Here is a 19,596-nt window from a genome sequence, read left to right on the forward strand (position 1 = left end):
TTCAGGAGTTGCTATGCGTACTCTCTATTTGGCCTTAACGCTGCTGCTCAGCGGCTGCGCCGCTTTCACCACCACGCCACAAGCTCCGCCGCCGCCCATGCAGCACGCGCAGGAAATTTCACGCGCGCAGAGTATTGGCCTGCCGAAGCTCGGCACTATCACCACCACCACACGCGGCTCGCCGGATGATGCGCAGCGCGCTATTGCCGCGAAAGCCAATCAGGCGGGTGCGGTTTACTATCAAATTCTGATGCTGGATGAAACCACCCTTCCCAGCTTCTGGTACGCCACTGCCACTCTGTATGGCGCGCCGTCAACCGGCGCTGCAGCGCAACAGTAAGCGCGCGCAGAGATCGTCGCTTAATGCCCGTGTGCCGCGCAGATCAAGCTGCTGCTGACACCAGCCATCGGCCAGCGGCGGCTCTGCCACTTTCAGCAAAATCGCGGCACTCGCCAGCTGCAGTAATTCGCGCGTAATTTCGCGTGCCTGCCCTTCGCGCGGGTTCGCGAGCTGCAAGCGTAATTGCCGCCAGCGGCGATCAAAGTGACGATTACTGCCCTTCACCGCCTCAAACTCATCATGCAGCATGGTCATCACCTCGGCGTGACGTCCGAGCACCCGCAGGACATCCAGGCACATCACATTGCCGGCGCCTTCCCAGATGCTATTCACTGGCATCTCACGATAAAGACGCGGCAGCTCGCTCTCTTCGCAATAGCCAATGCCGCCCAACACTTCCATCGCTTCTGCCACAAAAGGCATGCCCGCCTGGCAGATCACATATTTGGCGGCGGGTGTGAACAGGCGTGCGTATAAGCGCTCATGTTCGCTGGCCGGTGTTGACCAGGCGCGCGCCAGCCGCAGCAGCAGTGCGGTTTGCCCTTCCAGCTGTAGCGCCTGTTGCGCCAGCACCGCGCGCATCAGTGGTTGATCGATAAGGTTCTTGCCCATCACCTGACGCTGCTGCGCATGATGCACGGCAATCGACAGCGCACGGCGCATCTGTCCGTGGCTGCCCAGCGCGCAGTCGAAGCGCGTCATGCCGCCCATCTTGAGGATCAGCCGCACACCTTCGCCCTCTTCGCCCATCAGCCAGCCGATAGCGTCCTGAAATTCCACCTCCGCACTGGCGTTGGAGCGATTGCCGAGCTTGTCTTTAAGGCGTTCGATGCGAATGGCGTTGCGCGTGCCGTCCGGCAGCAAGCGTGGCAGGAAGAAGCAACTCAATCCCTGTGACGTTTGCGCCAGAATCAGATGCGCATCGCTTTGCGGGACCGAGAAAAACCATTTATGGCCGGTGATGCGATACGCTTCGCCCGCCCCGCGCACGCCGAGCGGTTCGGCGCGTGTGGTGTTGCTCAACACATCGGTGCCGCCCTGTTTTTCCGTCATGCCCATGCCAATCAGCAGGCCGCGTTTCTTATTGCCCGGCAGATGATGCGCATCGTACCGATCGCTGAGCAGCGCTTCGCGCCAGTCAGCGTAGGGTTCAGGCAGATGATTTTGCAGCAGCGGAATGGCGGCGTGCGTCATCGTCACCGGACAGAGCGAGCCGGCTTCCACTTGGGCATGCAGGATAAATCGTGCGGCACGCGCCACCATCGCCTGTGGCTGAACGTCGGGCTGCCAGCTGAGATTGTGAATCCGACTGGCGCATAATCCCTGCATCAGCAGATGCCAGGCGGGATGAAAACGCACTTCGTCGAGGCGTTCACCGCGCGCGTTGTAGCGCAGCAGTTCAGGCGCTTCGACGTTAGCTAAGCGGCCTAGTTCAAGGGATTCGGCGCTGCCAAGTTGCAAGCCGACGGAAGCCAGCCATTCGCGATCCCAGCTGGCACCTTCGCGTGCAACGGCCTCGCACAGGGCGATATCGCGCGTGAACAGATTGCTGTTACTGAGTGGATGGGGCTGATTAAATACGGTGTGAGTGGTCCAAATCATATAACGTCCTCCTCATACTCATTTTTCAAGTATGAAGAGGATGTGCAGTTATGCCTGGCCTGGAAAATTTTTTGCGGCGGGGATCACGCCTGACGCTGACGAACGGCTTCGAACAAGCACACGCCGGTGGCAACTGACACGTTGAGTGACGAGACGCTGCCTGCCATTGGGATGCTGATCAGCTCATCGCAATGCTCACGCGTTAAACGACGCATACCTTCACCTTCCGCGCCCATCACCAGCGCCATTGGGCCGGTCATTTTGCTTTGGTAAACGGTGTGATCGGCTTCGCCTGCGGTACCAACCACCCAGACGTGGTATTCCTGCAGCAAGCGCAAGGTGCGCGCCAGGTTGGTGACGCGAATCAACGGCACGTTTTCCGCTGCGCCGCTGGCCACCTTCTTCGCGGTGGCATTCAACGGTGCTGCACGGTCTTTTGGCACGATGACCGCATGCACGCCCGCGGCATCCGCGCTACGCAGGCAAGCACCGAGGTTGTGCGGATCGGTAACGCCATCCAGCACCAGCAGGAACGGCTTCTCAAGGCTCTGCAGCAGATCCGGTAAATCACCCTCCTGATACTGCTTGCCTGGCTTCACGCGCGCCACGATGCCCTGATGCACGCCGCCTTCAACCTGGCTATCGAGCCATTGACGGTTCGCCACCTGCACCGGGATTCCCTGAGCTTCCAGTGCGAGGATCAGCGGCTGCAGGCGACGATCGTCGCGGCCTTTAAGGATAAAGACTTCCTGAAAACGCTGAGGATCGCGCTCCAGCAGCGCCTGCACGCTATGAATACCAAAAATTATTTCACTCATTACTTTGCTCAAGGTTGGATTTAGATCGTTGAATACGGAGATTCAGGTGCGCATGAATGCGCACCCTACAACGGTTTCGTCAGGTCGCCCTGCAAGGCGACCAAACTATCAGGCTTCGTCAGGCTGCTTCTTCGACGCGCGCTTAGACTTGGTGGCGGCGGCGATTTTACGGGTTTTCTCGGAGACTTTTTTGCCTTTTTTCTCGGTTTTAGCCGGTTTTTCAGCAACAGCAGGCTTTTTCTTTTCGCCGCGGAACGCTGAATCAGGTTCGAAAGTGCCCTTCTTGCCGGCATCACGACGACGCTTGGCTGGCGGCTTGCCGCCGCGTTTCTCACGCTCACGTTCGGTTTTGCCTTCGCCGCGCGGTACACGCTTGCTGGAGATCAGCGCGAAGTCGATTTTACGCTCGTCCATATGCACGGCTTCAACCCGCACTTCCACCGCATCGCCCAGACGATAAGTACGGCCGCCGGATTCACCAATCAGACGCTGACCCACCGCATCGAAGCGATAATAGTCGTTATCCAGCGAGGAGACGTGCACCAAACCATCGATAAACAGTTCGTTAAGACGTACGAAGAAACCAAAGCCGGTCACGCTGGAGATCACGCCGTTGAACACGTTGCCAACCTGATCCTGCATGAAGTCACACTTCAGCCAATCGGCAACATCGCGCGTGGCTTCATCAGCACGGCGCTCGGTCAGTGAACAGTGTTGGCCCAGCTGCAGCATCTGCTGCATGTCGTAGTGATAGCCGCCGGTCGGCGTGGTGATGCCGTCCACTTCGCCGCGCTCTTTTGCCAGCAGATATTTGATGGCGCGATGCAACAGCAAATCCGGATAGCGGCGAATCGGCGAGGTGAAGTGCGCATACGACGCCAGCGCCAGGCCGAAGTGACCCCGGTTCTCAGGATCGTAAACCGCCTGTTTCATCGAACGCAGCAGCATGGTTTGCAGCATTTCTGCGTCTGGGCGATCGGCCACTTGCTTCAGCAAGGCGGCATAATCGGTCGGGTGTGGCTTAGTGCCACCCGGCAGGCTTAAGCCCAGCTCGTTCAGTACGGTACGGAAGCTTTTGATGCTGTCTTCGCTTGGACGATCGTGATCGCGGAACAGCGCAGGCTCTTCATTTTTCTCAACAAAACGCGCTGAGGCGATGTTGGCGAGAATCATACACTCTTCAATCAGCTTATGCGCATCATTGCGTGAGGTGCGCTCAACGCGCTCAATGCGACGCTCGGCGTTGAAGATGAACTTGGGTTCATCGGTCTCAAACGAAATGCCGCCACGCTGCTCACGCGCGGTTTCCAGCACCTGATACATGTTGTGCAACTCGTGCAGATGGGGAACCTGCGCCGCGTATTGTTCACGCAGATCGGCATCACCTTGCAGAATGTTCCACACTTTGTTGTAGGTCAGTCGCGCATGGGAATTCATCACCGCTTCATAGTGTTTGAAACCGGTAAGTTTGCCGCTGGAGGAGATGGTCATCTCACACACCATGCACAAACGATCAACCTGCGGATTCAGCGAGCACAAGCCGTTGGAGAGAATCTCCGGCAGCATCGGGATAACCTGCGACGGGAAATAGACCGAGGTGCCGCGCTGATGCGCTTCATCGTCCAGCGGCGTGCCCGGACGCACGTAATAGCTGACGTCGGCAATCGCCACCCATAAACGCCAGCCGCCGCCGCGTTTCTTCTCGCAGAAAACCGCATCATCAAAGTCACGCGCATCTTCACCATCAATGGTGACCAGCGGCAACTTACGTAAATCAACACGTCCCAGCTTCGCTTCTTCCGGTACTTCTTCTTTCAGCTTAGCGATCTGCTTCTCAACTTCTTCCGGCCATGTGTGCGGGATTTCATGGGTGCGCACCGCCATATCGACCGCAAGGCTGGTGCCCATATCGTCACCCAGCAGCTCGGTCACTTTGCCGATCGCTTTGGTGCGACGCGTCGCACGTTGGGTGATTTCAACCACCACCACTGAACCCATACGCGCGTTAAGCGTTTCTTCTTGCGGGATCAGGATGTCGAAACTCAGGCGGCTGTCATCCGGCACCACAAAACCGGTACCTGCATCGGTAAAGTAGCGGCCGACGATCTGGCTGTTACGTGGCTCAAGCACGCGCACCACGCGCGCTTCACGACGACCTTTACGATCGGCGCTGCCTGGCTGCGCCAGAATCACGTCGCCGTGCAGGCAGAATTTCATCTGCTCAGCAGAGAGATAGAAATCATCTTTCTGACCTTCTACGCGCAGGAAGCCATAGCCATCGCGATGGCCAATCACTTTACCGCGAAGCAGATCAAGACGTTCTGGCAGGGCGTAACATTGACGGCGAGTAAACACCAGCTGGCCATCGCGCTCCATGGCGCGCAGACGACGACGCAGCGCTTCCAGCTGCTCTTCGCTGGTGATATTCAATTCCTGCGCGATGTCATCGCGGCTGGTCGGCTTTTCGCGTTTTTCCAGCAGTGCCAGAATAAATTCGCGGCTTGGAATTGGGTTTTCGTATTTTTCAGCTTCTCTATCCTGATAAGGATCTTTTGACATTACGGTTCCTCCGATGTCATTTAATTTGGATTGCCACCGGCGGTTCGGACAATAAAAGTTGGTACAGCGAATCGTTATCTTTGACCAAATCGGCCAGCGTATACTTGTCCAGTTCCTTGAGGAATAGCTGGACCGCATCGTGCAATGCTTTACGCAAACGACAGGCTGGCGTGATCACACACTCGTCGCAGTTCACGAGCTGCAATGGCTCCATTCTTCGCACCACATCGCCAATGACGATTTTTTCCGGGTCCATGCCTAAACGAATTCCGCCGTTTTTACCGCGTGTTGCGGCGACAAAGCCAGCCCGGCTAAGTTGATTGATGATTTTAACCATATGGTTACGCGACACCCCGTAGGTATCGGTGACTTCGGTAATGTTGGTCTGCTTACCTTCCGGTAACGTCGCCATGTAAATCAGGGCACGCAGACCATAATCGGTAAAACTTGTTAGCTGCACATATACCTCAGTGAATCATCGAACGTTATGGTTATGCGCCGGTCGGCGTGATGTTTAAATATGATGATAAACCAGAGCGTGGTGGCCGGTGCGTTTTTTTCCGGCAAGTATCGATATTTGCAAGAAAAAATAGAGTGAGTGGAGTCAAAGATTAGAAATACAAAGGCCGGACAGAGTCCGGCCTGAGGAGATTATGCGTCGAACGGGTCGCGCAGAATCATGGTCTCACTGCGGTCTGGGCCGGTAGAAATAATATCAATCGGCACACCGGTCACTTCTTCTACACGTTTGATGTAGTCACGTGCAGCTTGTGGCAGACCTTCCAGCGTCTTGACGCCGAATGTGGTCTCGCTCCAGCCTGGCATGGTTTCGTAAATCGGCTCAATGCCTTCCCAGCCTTCAGCTGCCAGCGGCGTGGTGGTCATTTCGCGGCCATCTGGCATGCGATAAGCCACACAGATTTTCACTTCTTTCAGGCCATCCAGCACGTCCAGTTTGGTCATGCAGAAACCTGAAAGGGAGTTGATCTGTACGGCACGGCGAACGGCAACCGCATCCAGCCAGCCGGTACGACGACGACGTCCGGTGGTCGCGCCGAACTCGTTACCTTGTTTACACAGGAACTCACCGGTTTCATCGAACAGTTCGGTCGGGAATGGACCGGCACCCACGCGCGTTGAGTAGGCTTTCACGATACCCAGCACGTAATCAACATAGCGTGGACCAATACCTGAACCCGTCGCTACGCCACCTGCGGTGGTGTTTGATGAGGTCACGTATGGATAGGTACCGTGGTCGATATCCAGCAGCGTACCCTGCGCACCTTCAAACATGATCAGGTCGCCACGCTTGCGCGCGCCGTCCAGCAGATCAGACACATCAACCACCATGCTGGTAATGATATCGGCCACCGCCAGCGTATCACTCAGCACTTTTTCGTAGTCAACTGCGTCGGTTTTGTAATAGTTAACCAACTGGAAGTTGTAGAAATCGACGATCTCTTTCAGCTTCACCGCAAAGGTTTCTTTGTTGAAGAGATCGCTCACGCGCAGACCGCGACGTGCCACTTTATCTTCATAGGCAGGACCGATACCGCGACCGGTGGTGCCGATAGCTTTAGCGCCACGCGCTTTTTCGCGCGCCACATCCATTGCTACGTGGTACTGCAGAATCAATGGGCAGGCTTCAGAGATCAACAGACGTTCACGTACCGGCACACCGCGCTCTTCCAGACCTTTCATCTCTTTCATCAGCGCTTCAGGCGACAGGACAACGCCGTTACCAATGATGCTGGTGACGTTTTCACGCAGGATGCCAGATGGAATTAAGTGGAGGACGGTTTTTTCACCGTTGATGACAAGTGTATGGCCTGCATTATGGCCACCTTGGTAACGCACGACGTAATTCGCGCGCTCTGTCAGAAGGTCTACGATCTTACCTTTACCTTCGTCACCCCATTGGGTGCCCAGTACGACGACGTTCTTACCCATTTTTTCAAAATCACCGATTGCTTAAAAATGGATTCTACCACCTGACTTTTACTCTTTCAGCACTTTTAGCATACGATTGCGCTGTTTTTTGCCTGAGTTTTGCTCAGCTCACAACATGTTGGGGGAACAGCGGCCAACAGACACAATTGAGTCGGGCGGCCTCACATAATTTCAGGCTGATTAACGCGCATGCATGCTGATCATGGCGTAAATCACCACGCCGGCCACCACTAAACCGCCACCAAAACGATGTAAGAGACGATCGGGCAACTGCGTCATCGCCAGAATCATCCGCCGCCACGCACGTGGCATAAACATCGGTCCAAGTCCTTCCAGCACCAAAACCAAAGCCAGCGCCATCCAGATGGTTGAATTCATGATTTTTTCCCAAAAAAAAGGCCGACAACATTGTCGGCCTGGACTTTATATCAGTTCTTAACGCGTGGCGTTAGAGGGCGCTTTCATATAGCGGAAGAAATCGCTATCCGGGCTCAGCACCAGCACATCCTGGTTGTCTGAGAAGCTATTCTCATAGGCGCGCAGGCTGCGGATAAAGGCATAGAAATCCGGGTCCTGGCTGAAGGCATCAGCAAACAGTTTTGCCGCTTCACCATCACCTTCACCGCGCGAAATCAGCGCTTCACGCTGTGCTTCTGCCAGCGTGCGCGTAACCTGATAATCGGCCTGTGCACGCAGTTTCTCTGCCTCTTCCTGACCTTGTGAACGCTGACTACGCGCTACCGCTTCACGCTCGGCGCGCATACGGTTGTAGATCGCGTCAGACACTTCAGTCGGCAGGTTGATCTGCTTGATGCGCACGTCGACAACTTCAATACCTAACGCAGCCATGCTGTTCGGGTTTGGTGCCGGCTCACTGCTGTTGGTTTCACGTTCTACACGTGCTGCCGCACTCGCAATCGCATCATCCGCTGCTGGCGTCTGAACGTCATCATCATTGCCAGCGCTGCCGGTGTTCAGGGCATCACGCACGTCGGTGGTTAAACGGCCACGTGAATCAGTCACGATGTCTTTCACATCCAGACGACCCATTTCAGAACGCAGACGGTCACTGAACTTACGTTTCAGCAGCACTTCTGCCTGAGAAACGTCGCCACCACCGGTTGCCAGGTAGTAACGGCTGAAGTCACTGATGCGCCACTTGATGTAAGAATCAACGATCAGGTCTTTCTTCTCTTTGGTAACAAAGCGGTCAGCCTGGTTATCCATGGTCTGAATGCGCGCATCCAGTGATTTCATGGTTTCGATAAACGGAATTTTGAAATGCAGACCCGGTGCGTACACCAGCGGTTTGTTTTCGTCATCACGCAGAACCTTACCAAAGCGCAGCACGATGCCGCGTTGGCCTTCCTGCACCACGAACAGTGACGCGTAAAGCACCACCAGCACTACAATAATTACGGCGATGATTGGCTTACGCATCGATTACTCCCTCCCCTGGCGCTGGGTATCGTTGCGCAGCGCGTTGGCGCGACGCTGATCCATGATGCTGTCTGGACTGTAAGATGAAGAATCTCCACGGCTCGCATTACTATCGGACGACGAAGGAGACTTCATTAAATTCGTCATTTTCTGACCGCCCTGGCCAGATGCCTGACCACCGCGCATCAGTTGATCCAATGGCAGGACTGTCAAATTATTACCACGATCGCTGATCAATACCTTGCGGGTATGACTCAGCACACGTTCCATGGTTTCAATATAGAGACGCTCTTTCGTGATTTCTGGTGCAGCTTTATATTCAGGCAGCAAGCGAGCAAAACGCGCCACTTCACCCTGCGCTTCTAACACCGTACGTTCTTTGTAAGCACGACCCTCTTCGAGGATACGTTGCGCCTGACCATTAGCACGCGGCTGAACTTCGTTCGAATAAGCTTCAGCTTCACGAACATACTGTTCACGGTTTTCACGCGCGGCAATCGCATCATCAAACGCGGCTTTTACTTCTTCTGGTGGGCGTGCCGCCTGGAAGTTTACGTCCAGCAGGGTAATTCCCATGTTGTACGGACGGATGGTCTCGTCAAGCTCACGCTGAGTTTCGCTACGTACCACGGTACGACCTTCCGTCAGGATGCGGTCCATAGTTGAGCGACCAATCACGCCACGCAAGGCGCTGTCGGTGGCCTGACGCAGGCTGTCGTCGGCGCTGGTCACGGCATACAGATAACGCTCAGGATCGGTCACGCGGTACTGCACGTTCATCTCAACGCGCACTACGTTTTCATCCGACGTCAACATCACGCCAGACGCCGCCAGTTCACGTACGGCTTCTACGTTAACGGCGCGAACCTGATCGACGAAAGTCGGTTTCCAGTTGAGGCCTGGCTCAACCAGATGGCTAAATTTGCCAAAGCGCGTGACGACGCCACGTTCCGCTTCTTTGATAGTGTAGAAACCGCTAGCCGCCCAGATAACGACTGCCGCTGCGGCAACAATGCCAACCACTTTGCCACCGCTACCGCCGCTGCGCTGGCCATTGTCATTCTGTTTGCCACCGCCCAGTCCGCCGAGTTTTTTACTCAACTTTCGGAAGATATCATCCAGATCAGGTGGTCCCTGATCGCGACCTCCTTTATTTCCCCCAGAGTTGCCGCCTTGATTATTGCTGCTTCCCCACGGGTCGCGGTCCTGTCCGTTATTTCCGGGCTGATTCCACGCCATGTTTCTACTCCATTTATTGTATTTACGTTTTTTACCCTTCATCTTTCGGATTGCAGCTTCGTTGGCTGCCTTCGTTCACCCCAGTCACTTACTGATGTAAGCTCCTGGGGATTCACTCAGTTGCCGCCTTGCTGGAATCCGAAATATTCGGGTAAATCCTGCACATACGGCCTGCAACGATAATGACGACAATCTAAAAGATATTGAGTAAAGGCGTTTGGGCAATTTCAAACAATATAACTGGCTAGCGACGGCTCTTGTTTACACAGACGACGCCAATCAACGATCGGCATACGCACGTGCAAACTCACACAGCCATCATCTTCATTCCATTCTTTTTCTATAGCATGCAACTGATAAAAACGACTGCGCAAACGGCCCGCTTCCGGCGGCAGACGTAAATCGTACTGCGCAATTTCACCGGCTAAACGCTCAGAGAGCGCCTGCCACAGCAACGGCAGACCCACGCCGCTCTGTGCAGATAACCACACACGAATCGGCTGGTTCTCTTCGTTGCGATCGATACGCGGCACAAAATCCTCCAGCATATCGATTTTGTTCATGATCAACAGCGCCGGAATTTCGTCAGCTTCAATCTCTTCCAGAACTTCATTTACTGCATCAATGTTGTCATTCACACGCAAATCGGCGGCGTCAATCACATGCAGCAGCAATGTCGCCTGACGCGTTTCCTGCAGCGTGGCTTTAAACGCCGCGACTAAGTCGTGCGGCAAATGACGGATAAAACCAACGGTGTCTGCTAAAACCACTTCACCCACATCCGCCACATTCAGACGACGCAATGTCGGATCAAGTGTCGCGAACAGTTGATCCGCTACGTACACATCCGCAGAGGTAATCGCGTTGAACAGAGTGGATTTACCGGCGTTGGTGTAACCCACCAGCGAAACGGTTGGCACGTCAGCTTTGGCACGCGCTTGTCTGCCCTGATCGCGCTGTTTTTCGACGCGTTCAAGACGGGAGAGAATCTGACTGATACGGCCACGCAGCAAGCGTCGGTCCGTTTCCAGCTGAGTTTCACCCGGACCACGTAAACCGATACCGCCTTTCTGGCGTTCAAGGTGTGTCCATCCGCGAACCAAACGGGTTGCTAAATGGCGTAGTTGTGCCAGCTCGACCTGCAATTTACCCTCATGGGTGCGGGCGCGCTGGGCGAATATATCGAGAATTAAGCCGGTGCGATCGATTACGCGACATTCGCACAGCCGTTCAAGATTACGTTCCTGAGCAGGAGTTAAGGCATGATCGAATAAAACGACCGATGCTCCACTCGCTTTTACCGCATCGGCAATTTCAACTGCCTTTCCTTCACCGACAAAATATTTGGGATGTGGCGCTTTACGGCTGCCCGTAATGACTTGCAGCGCTTCAACGCCCGCAGAAGAGACAAGAGTTTCAAACTCCTGCAAATCTTCCAGCTCTTTGTCTTGGGAGAACCAGATGTGTACCAGTACGGCCTGCTCACCGGCATCATAACGGTCAAACAAGCTATAACCTCGCTAAAATAAAATAACCAGGACAGGAAAACGTGCTCGTTCTCCAGCCCTGGCTTTACGGCAGCGCAAAATTATTCTGCGTTATCGCCGTCTTGTTGTGGCTGCGACTGAGCGCTTTGATTGCTTCCGCTGTGATGATAGTTGCTGCTACCACCGCTGCCGCCCGCGTTATTGCTATGGTGCGACACTGGACGAGAAGGAACCACTGTAGAGATGGCGTGCTTATACACCATCTGGCTGACCGTGTTTTTTAACAGAATGACGAACTGATCAAAGGATTCAATTTGCCCTTGCAGCTTAATACCATTCACCAAATAGATCGAAACCGGTACACGTTCACGACGCAATGCGTTCAAAAACGGGTCTTGTAAAGATTGCCCCTTAGCCATTCTATCTTTTCCTTATATGCTTGTTGTTTGTTGCTTTAAGAACCGTGGTTCAGAAAAACTGCGTAAAAATTTGCGCACGATAACGGACCAATTGTACACAATCATCCCTGCTACGCACTAACTACCTTAAGCACCGCATTACGCGCTAACTCTGGCTCATCACTGTTTAACCAGTGTACTTCAGGCCAGCCACGTAACCAGGTCATCTGGCGTTTAGCGAGCTGCCGAGTGGCGCAAATTCCCCGATAAACCATTTCGTCGTAATCGATTTCACCTGACAAATAAGACCACATCTGGCGATAACCGACACAACGAATGGAAGGCATGTCCGTATGCAAATCACCTCGCGCAAACAGTGCACGAGCCTCCGCTTCAAATCCTGACGCTAGCATCTGGTCGTAACGCAACGCAATGCGTTGATGTATCAGTTCACGACTCGCAGGTGCGATAGCAAACTGGTACACGTCGTAGGGTAACGCTTCGCCGGAGGTTTTTGTCAGTTCCGTTAAAGTTTTACCCGAAATAAAAAAAACTTCCAGTGCTCGCGAAAGTCTCTGCGGATCATTCGGATGAATACGACTACCGGCGACCGGATCGATTTCACACAGCTGACGGTGCAAGGCTTCCCACCCTTTCTCCGCCGCCATTTGCTCTATTCGCTGACGCACCTCGGGATCGGCCGAGGGCAACGGCGACAATCCTTCAAGTAATGCCTTGAAGTAGAGCATGGTTCCACCAACAAGCAACGGAATCTTCCCCTTCCGGGTGATATCCGCCATTTCTGCCAACGCATCGCGACGAAATTCTGCGGCGGAATACGCTTCCGCCGGATCGCGAATGTCCAGCAAACGATGGGGCGCCAGTGCTAACTCTTCTGCCGACGGTTTCGCCGTGCCAATATCCATCCCGCGATAGATTAAGGCAGAGTCAACGCTAATAAGTTCCACCGGAAGTTGCTGACGCAGCGAAATCGCTAATGCCGTCTTACCGGAGGCGGTAGGCCCCATCAAAAAAATTGCCTTTGGCCGGCTAGCCTGGTTTAGTTCACTCATGCTTCAACGCGTTTAGCGCGCTCTCAATCTCAATGGTCTGTAACAGACCTGAAGGCGGCGACTTCAGCAGTTGCGGACAAAGCCTTTCCAGCTCTGCCAGCAGTGCAATCGCCTGCGAGTGATTCCAGTGAGTGTCTTCTGCATCATCTCGACGCGCCAGCCATGGGGCCAACGTGGATGCAGAAACCTCTTGCTGCCGGGCCAGGTAGCCTAACAGTTCTGGAATCAAGATTTGTAAATTTTGTGTTCGTAACGGTAAAGGCACCGCGCGCAACGTCACGTGCTGCCCTTCTCGTTGTAAATCAATGCCCATCTGGCTCAGCAGCGCGGCATGATCGGCGATGGCAGCCAGCTCGGGCGCAGCAATTTTCAGGCGCACCGGGATCAGGAGCGGCTGCGGTTTTAAACCCTCTTCCCCTGGTTCAAGCTGGGCCTGTTTTAGCCAGCGCGCCGCCACGGCCAGCGATAACAATTGCAATGCGCTACCACGTTCCAGCAGCGCATAACGATCCTGCAAAACGCTTAACACGCGGCCAAAACTTTGCGCATGAGCGGCCAGCGGCGCTTCACGCTTTTCCGGCAAACGCACCGGAGCCACGGCAGGAACTGGCGCCGCGCGCGGCGTTTCTACCATCGGCGTTTTCATCAACTGCTTATAGGCATTACCTTCACGCGCACTGTAAACCGGCTCTTTATTCTGCCAATTCGCATTCGCGGCCGCAGAAGCCCCGCCGCTGCGTGGCGTGTTGCTGGGTTGTGCAAAGTGGTTCGCGCCTGCCGCCTGACGGTTTTCTGGCTGCCACTTCGGCGCAGGTTCTTCGGCGTGGGCGATGGGCAATTCCGGCGCGCGGCTGGCTTGCAGCGCACTCATCACGCCTTGCCAGATAAAATCATGTACCAGACGCGACTGATGAAAACGCACCTCGTGCTTAGCCGGATGGACGTTGACATCCACCTGATGCGGGTCGATCTCCAGATAGAGCACGTAAGCTGGCTGCTGATCGTCACCAAGCTGCGTTTGATAAGCCTGACGAATCGCGTGATTGATGAGCTTGTCGCGCATCATGCGTCCGTTGACGTAGCAATATTGCAGATCGGTAACCTGGCGCGAACCGTGAGGATCGGCGACCCAACCGCGCAGCGCTAAATCATCGTGCTGCCACTCAATGCGTAAAGCGTGCTGCATAAACGTGGTGCCGCAAATGGCCCCTAAACGCCGCTCCCGCTGCGCATCTTCACTGACCGCGCGATACTGACGCATTAACTTACCGTTGTGGCTAAGCGAAATAGCGACGTCAAAGCGTGCCAGCGCAATACGACGAATCACCTCATCGATATGGGTAAACTCGGTCTTTTCAGTGCGCATGAATTTGCGGCGAGCGGGCGTGTTATAGAACAGGTCGAGCACTTCCAGCGAGGTGCCCACCGGATGCGCAGCCGGTTTCACCGTCACATCCATGTCGCGCCCTTCCGCGTAGGCTTGCCAGGCTTCGCTTTGGTCGGCGGTGCGTGAAGTCAGCGTTAAACGAGAAACGGAACTGATACTGGCGAGCGCTTCGCCACGAAAGCCGAGGCTCATGATCGCCTCAAGGTCATCAAGCGAAGCAATTTTGCTGGTCGCATGCCGCGCCAATGCCATTGCAAGCTCGGCTTTGGCGATGCCGCAGCCGTTGTCGCGAATGCGGATGAGCTTCGCGCCACCTTTCTCAATATCGACGTCAATGCGCGTGGCGCCGGCATCAAGGCTGTTTTCCACCAGCTCTTTTACGACCGACGCCGGGCGCTCAACCACTTCGCCTGCGGCAATCTGGTTCGCCAACTGCGGCGGTAAAATCTGTATTGGCATGGTGGTGATCCTTCTGGCTGGTTGGCTCACGGGGAGCCAACAATCAGGATTGCGGAATTTTTAAGTTTTGCCCCAGCATCACATTGCTCGACTTCATATTATTCGCCTGCATGATGGCTTTTGAGCTCACGCCATAGTGCGCGGCAATCGCCGTGAGGGAATCACCGCGCACCACTTTATGCCGGGTTGGACGACTCGCCGCCACGCTGACGCTGGATTTCGCGGGCACCTTCAGGCGCTGTCCCACCCAAACCACATCGCGCTTCAGGCTATTCATCTCACGTAACGTCGCCATGCTCACGCCATATTTTGCCGCGATGCCCGACAGCGTTTCGCCACGCGTGACGGTATGACGCTGCGTTGCGCCGGTATATTGCACCGTACCGGTCGCCGGGTTGCTGGCGACGCTAACCGCTGGTGCGCTGTCCAGCGGCCGGTTTTCCTCCTTTGGGATCGATTGCAGCGGATGCGTAAGGAAATAATTGCGCAGGCCTTTATAAATCGACTGAGCAATCTTCTCCTGATACGCGCTGCTGCCAAGCAGCCGCTCCTCCGCGGCATTACTAATAAAGCCGGTTTCGACCAGTAAAGAGGGAATATCCGGGGAACGTAAAACGCCAAGGCTGGCATGTTCCGGCAGACGCTTATGCAGCGGCGTAATACCGCGCAACTGCTGCAGGACTTTGACGGCGACGTCATAACCTACACGCTGTGAATGACCAAACTGCAAATCCAGCACTGCCTGGCTAAGATAGGGATCGGCCTGGCTGTTCGCCAGCAGATCCCCTGCGCCGCCCAGCAGCTCAGATTGTTTCTCTTTCTGTTCCAGCCAGTTCGCCATTTCGTTATTGGCGCGGCGGTTAGACAGCACCCAAACCGATGCGCCGGTGGCCGAATGATTTGGCGCGGCGTCGGCATGAATGGATACCAGCAGGTTCGCGTTCTCTTTACGCGCCACTTCTGAGCGGCCCATTACCGAGATGAAATAGTCGCCGTTACGCGTCAGCACCGGTTTGAACATCGGATCCTGATCCATCAGCGCTTTCAACTTACGCGCAATTGAGATGGTGACATTTTTCTCGTGCAAACCGTGCTGGCCGGATGCGCCGGGATCCTGACCGCCGTGCCCGGCATCAATCGCCACAATTACCACATCGTTGCGACTAACCGAGTTGCCGGGACGCACGGTGGTATTGCTGCTGGTCACCGCTGTCACCTGATTGGCGTTGAACGGATTGCCCTGGCTGCTGCTGCTCGGCTGGCTTTCACGCGCGGTAGTAACAGGCGCGGCAGCGGCCGGGCGCTTCGCTGGCTGCGTCCCACGAATGGTGAACACCACGCGATAATTACTGCCATCGCGCTGCGTGCTGGCGCGCGTCTGCGCGGGCTGCGTCAGTTCGAATACCAAACGCAGGCTTTGCTTATCCTTCGGCTGGCTATGGCGAATGCGCTGCACAATATTTTCGCCGCTAAAATTGAGCGGCAATCCTTTAATCGCGCCGCTTTGACGAATATCCAGCACTACACGATTGGGATTGTGCAGCGGAAAAAAGCCATACACGGGCTGACCGTTAAAGCTCAGGGTGACGGTGGCCTGGCTATCGCCATTTTCGACTTTGATATCTGATAACGTGGCAGACAACGCCGAGGCAGAAAACAGGCACAGCAAGCTCAGTACAATGATTTTCATCCGTGACATCATGCCGGATCCCTGCCTTGCTGGAATTGGGTTAACAGCGCTTCGCCCGTGGCGGAAACCGCGCTTATTTCGGCTTCACGCGCCGCATCCACGTAGCGCAACGTCAGCGCTAAATCGGGTTCAGGCAGCACGCTGGTGCCCTGCTGCGGCCACTCCACCAGACAGAGCGCATCGCCGGTGAAATAGTCGCGGATGCCCATGAACTCCAACTCTTCGGGATCGGCAAGACGATAGAGATCGAAATGGTACAGCGTGCGAGAGCCGAGCTCGTAGGGCTCGACCAGCGTATACGTTGGGCTTTTTACATTGCCTTGATGGCCGAGCGCCTGCAGAAAACCACGGCTAAAGGTGGTCTTACCGGCACCCAAATCGCCATAAAGATAGATCACCAGCGCGCTGTTGCAGACGCGCGCCAATTGCGCACCCAGATTCAGGGTTGCCGCCTCATCGGGCAAAGGGATAACACAGGTCTTCATGCTTTATTGTTGGATCATCTCTGGATTAACAAACTGCCACAGCAGCTCGAACAAATCAGTGGCTAACATGCCGCGAGTACCGCGCTGACGCGCGACGGCATCGGCTGTTGCCCCATGCGCGACACAGCCTGCGCAGGCTGCATCAAGTAATGTCAGTTTCTGGCCGAGCAGAGCGGCAATAATCCCGCTCAGCACATCGCCCATGCCGCCAGACGCCATGCCCGCGTTGCCCACATCGGCAATAGCGATGTCACCCGCCGCGCTGGCAATCACCGTGCCCGCGCCTTTCAGAACCACCACGCCGCCGTAGCGTTTCGCCAGGGCGCGCGCAGCGTGTAAGCGGTCACTCTCAATCTCGCTGGTTTTCACCCCCAGCAAGCGCGCAGCTTCGCCGGGATGCGGCGTAATGATGCGATTCTGACGGTTATCCTGCTTGATTGCCAGCAGGTTAAGCGCATCCGCATCCCAAAGCATCGGCTTTTCACTGACCGCGATCTTTTTCAGTGCCTTCTGAGCCCAATCGCGCTGGCCGAGCCCCGGTCCAACGGCGATCACATCCGCCCACTCCAGCGCCTGATCCAGCCGTTCATCGCTCAGCGCATCAACCATTAACTCCGGTCGCGCGGTGAGAATCGGACCAATATTATCTTCATGTGTCAGCACGCGCACAAGTCCGGCGCCGGTTCGCAGGGCGGCTTCACCGGTCATGCGAATCGCGCCCGCCGTGCCGCTGTCACCGCCGACCACCAATAGCCGCCCCTGATCACCTTTATGTGAAGTAGCGCGACGTGGTTTCAGCCAGCGCGTTAAATTCCCGGCGTCATAGCGTGAAATCGGTGCCTGCTCAGCGGCAAGATATGCCGACAAGCCCAACTCATGGTTGTGCAGAACGCCAACGTAATCGCGCGCCTTGCCGGTCAGTTGGCCGGGTTTCAGCGTAATCATGCTCAACGTGTGATCGGCGATGACCGTTTCGCCCGGCGCCGTGCCATTAGCCGCCAGCAAACCAGAGGGAATATCGATCGCCAGCACCGGTGCGGCATGCGCGTTGATGAGTGCGATCAGGCGATCGTAGGGATCGGCGGGCGCGCGATTCAGGCCGGTGCCGAGCAGCGCATCGACAATCACCTCAACCTGCTCCGGCCAGGGCGCATCCGCCGCGTGAATCACACCGCCCGCCGCCAGCCATGCGTCTTGCGCCTGCTGCGCCTCTTCTGGCAGGGCTCTACTGCCCGCGCACGCCAGCAGCGTCACGTTCAATCCTGCTGCCTGCGCCAGTCGCGCCACCACATAACCATCGCCGCCATTGTTGCCGTGCCCGCACAGGATCAACCAATGCTGCGCCTGCGGCCACAGCTGGCGGCCTAATTCATAGCTGGCCTGGCCCGCACGTTGCATCAGCTCAAACAGCGTTAAGCCCAGGCTATCGGCGGCATCGCGTTCCAGTTGCGCCATCGCCTGCGCAGGCCAGACAGAGTGTGTTAAACTGCGCGCGTTTGCTTCAATTGCCTGGTTTCTCATGTCATATCCTCTCGATCTTCAACAGCTCGCTGAACAAATTAAACAGTGGGGACGCGACCTCGGCTTCCAGCAGGTGGGTATTTGCGATACCGATCTGAGCGCCGAAGAGCCCAAACTGCAGGCGTGGCTGGATAAGCAATATCACGGCGAGATGGATTGGATGGCGCGCCACGGCATGATGCGTGCGCGGCCGCATGAGCTGCTACCTGGCACGCTGCGCGTGATTAGCGTACGCATGAATTACCTTCCAGCTAAAGCCGCCTTTGCCAGCACCTTAAAAAATCCGCAGCTGGGCTATGTAAGCCGCTATGCGCTGGGCCGCGACTATCACAAAGTATTGCGCAATCGACTGAAAAAGCTCGGAGAAATGATCCAGGCGCACTGTGGCGAACTCAATTTTCGTCCGTTCGTCGATTCCGCACCGATTCTGGAACGCCCGATTGCCGCTAAAGCCGGTTTAGGCTGGACCGGCAAACATTCGCTGATCCTCAACCGTGAAGCGGGTTCGTGGTTCTTCCTCGGCGAACTGCTGATTGATCTGCCGTTACCGGTCGATCATCCACAGGAGGAGCAGTGTGGACGCTGTGTCGCCTGTATCACTATCTGCCCCACTTCCGCTATCGTCGAACCTTACGTGGTCGATGCGCGTCGCTGCATCTCCTATCTCACCATCGAGTTGGAAGGCCCAATTCCTGAAGAGTTCCGTCCGCTGATTGGTAATCGAATTTATGGCTGCGATGATTGCCAGCTGATCTGCCCGTGGAATCGTTACGGCCAGTTAACCGATGAAGATGATTTCTCGCCGCGCGCGGTGCTGCATGCGCCGCCGCTCACCGATCTGTTCAAATGGGATGAAGCCAAATTTCTGCGTATCACCGAAGGTTCAGCGATTCGGCGTATTGGGCATTTGCGCTGGTTGCGAAATATTGCGGTAGCATTGGGCAATGCGCCCTGGGCAGAAGAAAATATGGCGGCATTAGCATTGCGCAGCGGCGAACATCCCCTGCTTGATGAGCATATTGAATGGGCGATTGCACAGCAGTTGCAGAAACGCGCGGCGCAAGCGGTAGAAGTGCAGCCAGCGAAGAAACAGCGGCTGGTGCGCGCGGTCGAAAAAGGCCTGCAACGTGATGCGTGATTGAGCAGTC

General features: G+C 55.6%; 17 protein-coding genes. 2 read left to right on the top strand and 15 right to left on the bottom strand.

Features of this window, described 5'->3' with window-relative positions:
• Positions 1 to 13: 13 nt before the first annotated feature.
• Complete coding sequence (gene bsmA / locus PO881_RS17010; protein ID WP_137386604.1) at positions 14 to 340, top strand: biofilm peroxide resistance protein BsmA; 327 nt, start codon at positions 14 to 16, stop codon at positions 338 to 340.
• Here the strand turns inward: bsmA and PO881_RS17015 are convergent.
• The 15 genes from PO881_RS17015 to nnr all read right to left on the bottom strand — a co-directional run bounded on the left by PO881_RS17015 (position 314) and on the right by nnr (position 18,448).
• Positions 314 to 1,942, bottom strand: coding sequence for an isovaleryl-CoA dehydrogenase (locus PO881_RS17015; protein ID WP_192412259.1), 1,629 nt, complete (start codon positions 1,940 to 1,942; stop codon positions 314 to 316). The genes bsmA and PO881_RS17015 overlap by 27 nt on opposite strands.
• 83 nt (positions 1,943 to 2,025) lie before the next feature.
• Complete coding sequence (gene rlmB, locus PO881_RS17020) at positions 2,026 to 2,760, bottom strand: 23S rRNA (guanosine(2251)-2'-O)-methyltransferase RlmB (protein WP_101762868.1); 735 nt, start codon at positions 2,758 to 2,760, stop codon at positions 2,026 to 2,028.
• A 108-nt stretch (positions 2,761 to 2,868) separates the two neighbouring features.
• Entirely contained in the window at positions 2,869 to 5,319 is a 2,451-nt protein-coding gene (gene rnr / locus PO881_RS17025) for a ribonuclease R (protein WP_192412261.1), read from the bottom strand.
• Between the two features lie 16 nt (positions 5,320 to 5,335).
• Positions 5,336 to 5,779, bottom strand: a complete 444-nt coding sequence (gene nsrR / locus PO881_RS17030) for a nitric oxide-sensing transcriptional repressor NsrR (protein ID WP_008103609.1) — start codon at positions 5,777 to 5,779, stop codon at positions 5,336 to 5,338.
• A gap of 191 nt (positions 5,780 to 5,970) precedes the next feature.
• The gene (locus PO881_RS17035) at positions 5,971 to 7,269 is read right to left on the bottom strand and encodes an adenylosuccinate synthase (protein ID WP_210081723.1); all 1,299 of its coding nucleotides are present in this window, start codon (positions 7,267 to 7,269) and stop codon (positions 5,971 to 5,973) included.
• 180 nt (positions 7,270 to 7,449) lie between these two features.
• A complete protein-coding gene (locus PO881_RS17040; protein ID WP_008103612.1) occupies positions 7,450 to 7,647 on the bottom strand; it encodes a DUF2065 family protein in 198 nt (65 codons plus the stop codon).
• Between the two features lie 57 nt (positions 7,648 to 7,704).
• Positions 7,705 to 8,709: a protease modulator HflC gene (gene hflC, locus PO881_RS17045; RefSeq protein WP_101762865.1), complete on the bottom strand. Its 1,005-nt coding sequence runs from the start codon at positions 8,707 to 8,709 to the stop codon at positions 7,705 to 7,707.
• 3 nt (positions 8,710 to 8,712) lie between these two features.
• A complete protein-coding gene (gene hflK / locus PO881_RS17050) occupies positions 8,713 to 9,948 on the bottom strand; it encodes an FtsH protease activity modulator HflK (protein WP_280172133.1) in 1,236 nt (411 codons plus the stop codon).
• Between the two features lie 227 nt (positions 9,949 to 10,175).
• Entirely contained in the window at positions 10,176 to 11,456 is a 1,281-nt protein-coding gene (gene hflX / locus PO881_RS17055; protein WP_007892011.1) for a ribosome rescue GTPase HflX, read from the bottom strand.
• 80 nt (positions 11,457 to 11,536) lie between these two features.
• Complete coding sequence (hfq, locus tag PO881_RS17060; RefSeq protein WP_101762863.1) at positions 11,537 to 11,854, bottom strand: RNA chaperone Hfq; 318 nt, start codon at positions 11,852 to 11,854, stop codon at positions 11,537 to 11,539.
• Between the two features lie 110 nt (positions 11,855 to 11,964).
• The gene (miaA, locus tag PO881_RS17065) at positions 11,965 to 12,906 is read right to left on the bottom strand and encodes a tRNA (adenosine(37)-N6)-dimethylallyltransferase MiaA (protein ID WP_110867436.1); all 942 of its coding nucleotides are present in this window, start codon (positions 12,904 to 12,906) and stop codon (positions 11,965 to 11,967) included.
• Positions 12,899 to 14,752: a DNA mismatch repair endonuclease MutL gene (mutL, locus tag PO881_RS17070; protein WP_280172134.1), complete on the bottom strand. Its 1,854-nt coding sequence runs from the start codon at positions 14,750 to 14,752 to the stop codon at positions 12,899 to 12,901. The genes miaA and mutL overlap by 8 nt, the downstream gene beginning before the upstream one ends.
• A gap of 43 nt (positions 14,753 to 14,795) precedes the next feature.
• Positions 14,796 to 16,454 (bottom strand): N-acetylmuramoyl-L-alanine amidase AmiB, encoded by a 1,659-nt coding sequence (amiB, locus tag PO881_RS17075; RefSeq protein WP_280172135.1) that lies wholly within the window; start codon positions 16,452 to 16,454, stop codon positions 14,796 to 14,798.
• Positions 16,451 to 16,927: a tRNA (adenosine(37)-N6)-threonylcarbamoyltransferase complex ATPase subunit type 1 TsaE gene (tsaE, locus tag PO881_RS17080; protein ID WP_280172136.1), complete on the bottom strand. Its 477-nt coding sequence runs from the start codon at positions 16,925 to 16,927 to the stop codon at positions 16,451 to 16,453. The genes amiB and tsaE overlap by 4 nt, the downstream gene beginning before the upstream one ends.
• Before the next feature lie 3 nt (positions 16,928 to 16,930).
• Positions 16,931 to 18,448: a bifunctional ADP-dependent NAD(P)H-hydrate dehydratase/NAD(P)H-hydrate epimerase gene (nnr, locus tag PO881_RS17085; protein WP_280172137.1), complete on the bottom strand. Its 1,518-nt coding sequence runs from the start codon at positions 18,446 to 18,448 to the stop codon at positions 16,931 to 16,933.
• Between nnr and queG the strand changes: the two genes are divergently transcribed.
• Positions 18,447 to 19,586 (top strand): tRNA epoxyqueuosine(34) reductase QueG, encoded by a 1,140-nt coding sequence (gene queG, locus PO881_RS17090; RefSeq protein ID WP_280172138.1) that lies wholly within the window; start codon positions 18,447 to 18,449, stop codon positions 19,584 to 19,586. The genes nnr and queG overlap by 2 nt on opposite strands.
• Positions 19,587 to 19,596: the final 10 nt, after the last annotated feature.

The organism is Pantoea sp. SS70 (genome assembly GCF_029866845.1).
Taxonomy (GTDB): Bacteria; Pseudomonadota; Gammaproteobacteria; order Enterobacterales; family Enterobacteriaceae; genus Pantoea; species Pantoea leporis.

What these genes read in the sequence shown, in the direction of transcription:
- bsmA (WP_137386604.1), top strand. Translation starts at nt 14, where the DNA reads ATGCGTACTCTCTATTTGGCCTTAACGCTGCTGCTCAGCGGCTGCGCC.
- PO881_RS17015 (WP_192412259.1), bottom strand. Translation starts at nt 1,942, where the DNA reads ATGATTTGGACCACTCACACCGTATTTAATCAGCCCCATCCACTCAGT.
- rlmB (WP_101762868.1), bottom strand. Translation starts at nt 2,760, where the DNA reads ATGAGTGAAATAATTTTTGGTATTCATAGCGTGCAGGCGCTGCTGGAG.
- rnr (WP_192412261.1), bottom strand. Translation starts at nt 5,319, where the DNA reads ATGTCAAAAGATCCTTATCAGGATAGAGAAGCTGAAAAATACGAAAAC.
- PO881_RS17035 (WP_210081723.1), bottom strand. Translation starts at nt 7,269, where the DNA reads ATGGGTAAGAACGTCGTCGTACTGGGCACCCAATGGGGTGACGAAGGT.
- PO881_RS17040 (WP_008103612.1), bottom strand. Translation starts at nt 7,647, where the DNA reads ATGAATTCAACCATCTGGATGGCGCTGGCTTTGGTTTTGGTGCTGGAA.
- hflC (WP_101762865.1), bottom strand. Translation starts at nt 8,709, where the DNA reads ATGCGTAAGCCAATCATCGCCGTAATTATTGTAGTGCTGGTGGTGCTT.
- hflK (WP_280172133.1), bottom strand. Translation starts at nt 9,948, where the DNA reads ATGGCGTGGAATCAGCCCGGAAATAACGGACAGGACCGCGACCCGTGG.
- hfq (WP_101762863.1), bottom strand. Translation starts at nt 11,854, where the DNA reads ATGGCTAAGGGGCAATCTTTACAAGACCCGTTTTTGAACGCATTGCGT.
- miaA (WP_110867436.1), bottom strand. Translation starts at nt 12,906, where the DNA reads ATGAGTGAACTAAACCAGGCTAGCCGGCCAAAGGCAATTTTTTTGATG.
- mutL (WP_280172134.1), bottom strand. Translation starts at nt 14,752, where the DNA reads ATGCCAATACAGATTTTACCGCCGCAGTTGGCGAACCAGATTGCCGCA.
- amiB (WP_280172135.1), bottom strand. Translation starts at nt 16,454, where the DNA reads ATGATGTCACGGATGAAAATCATTGTACTGAGCTTGCTGTGCCTGTTT.
- tsaE (WP_280172136.1), bottom strand. Translation starts at nt 16,927, where the DNA reads ATGAAGACCTGTGTTATCCCTTTGCCCGATGAGGCGGCAACCCTGAAT.
- queG (WP_280172138.1), top strand. Translation starts at nt 18,447, where the DNA reads ATGTCATATCCTCTCGATCTTCAACAGCTCGCTGAACAAATTAAACAG.
- nnr (WP_280172137.1), bottom strand. Translation starts at nt 18,448, where the DNA reads ATGAGAAACCAGGCAATTGAAGCAAACGCGCGCAGTTTAACACACTCT.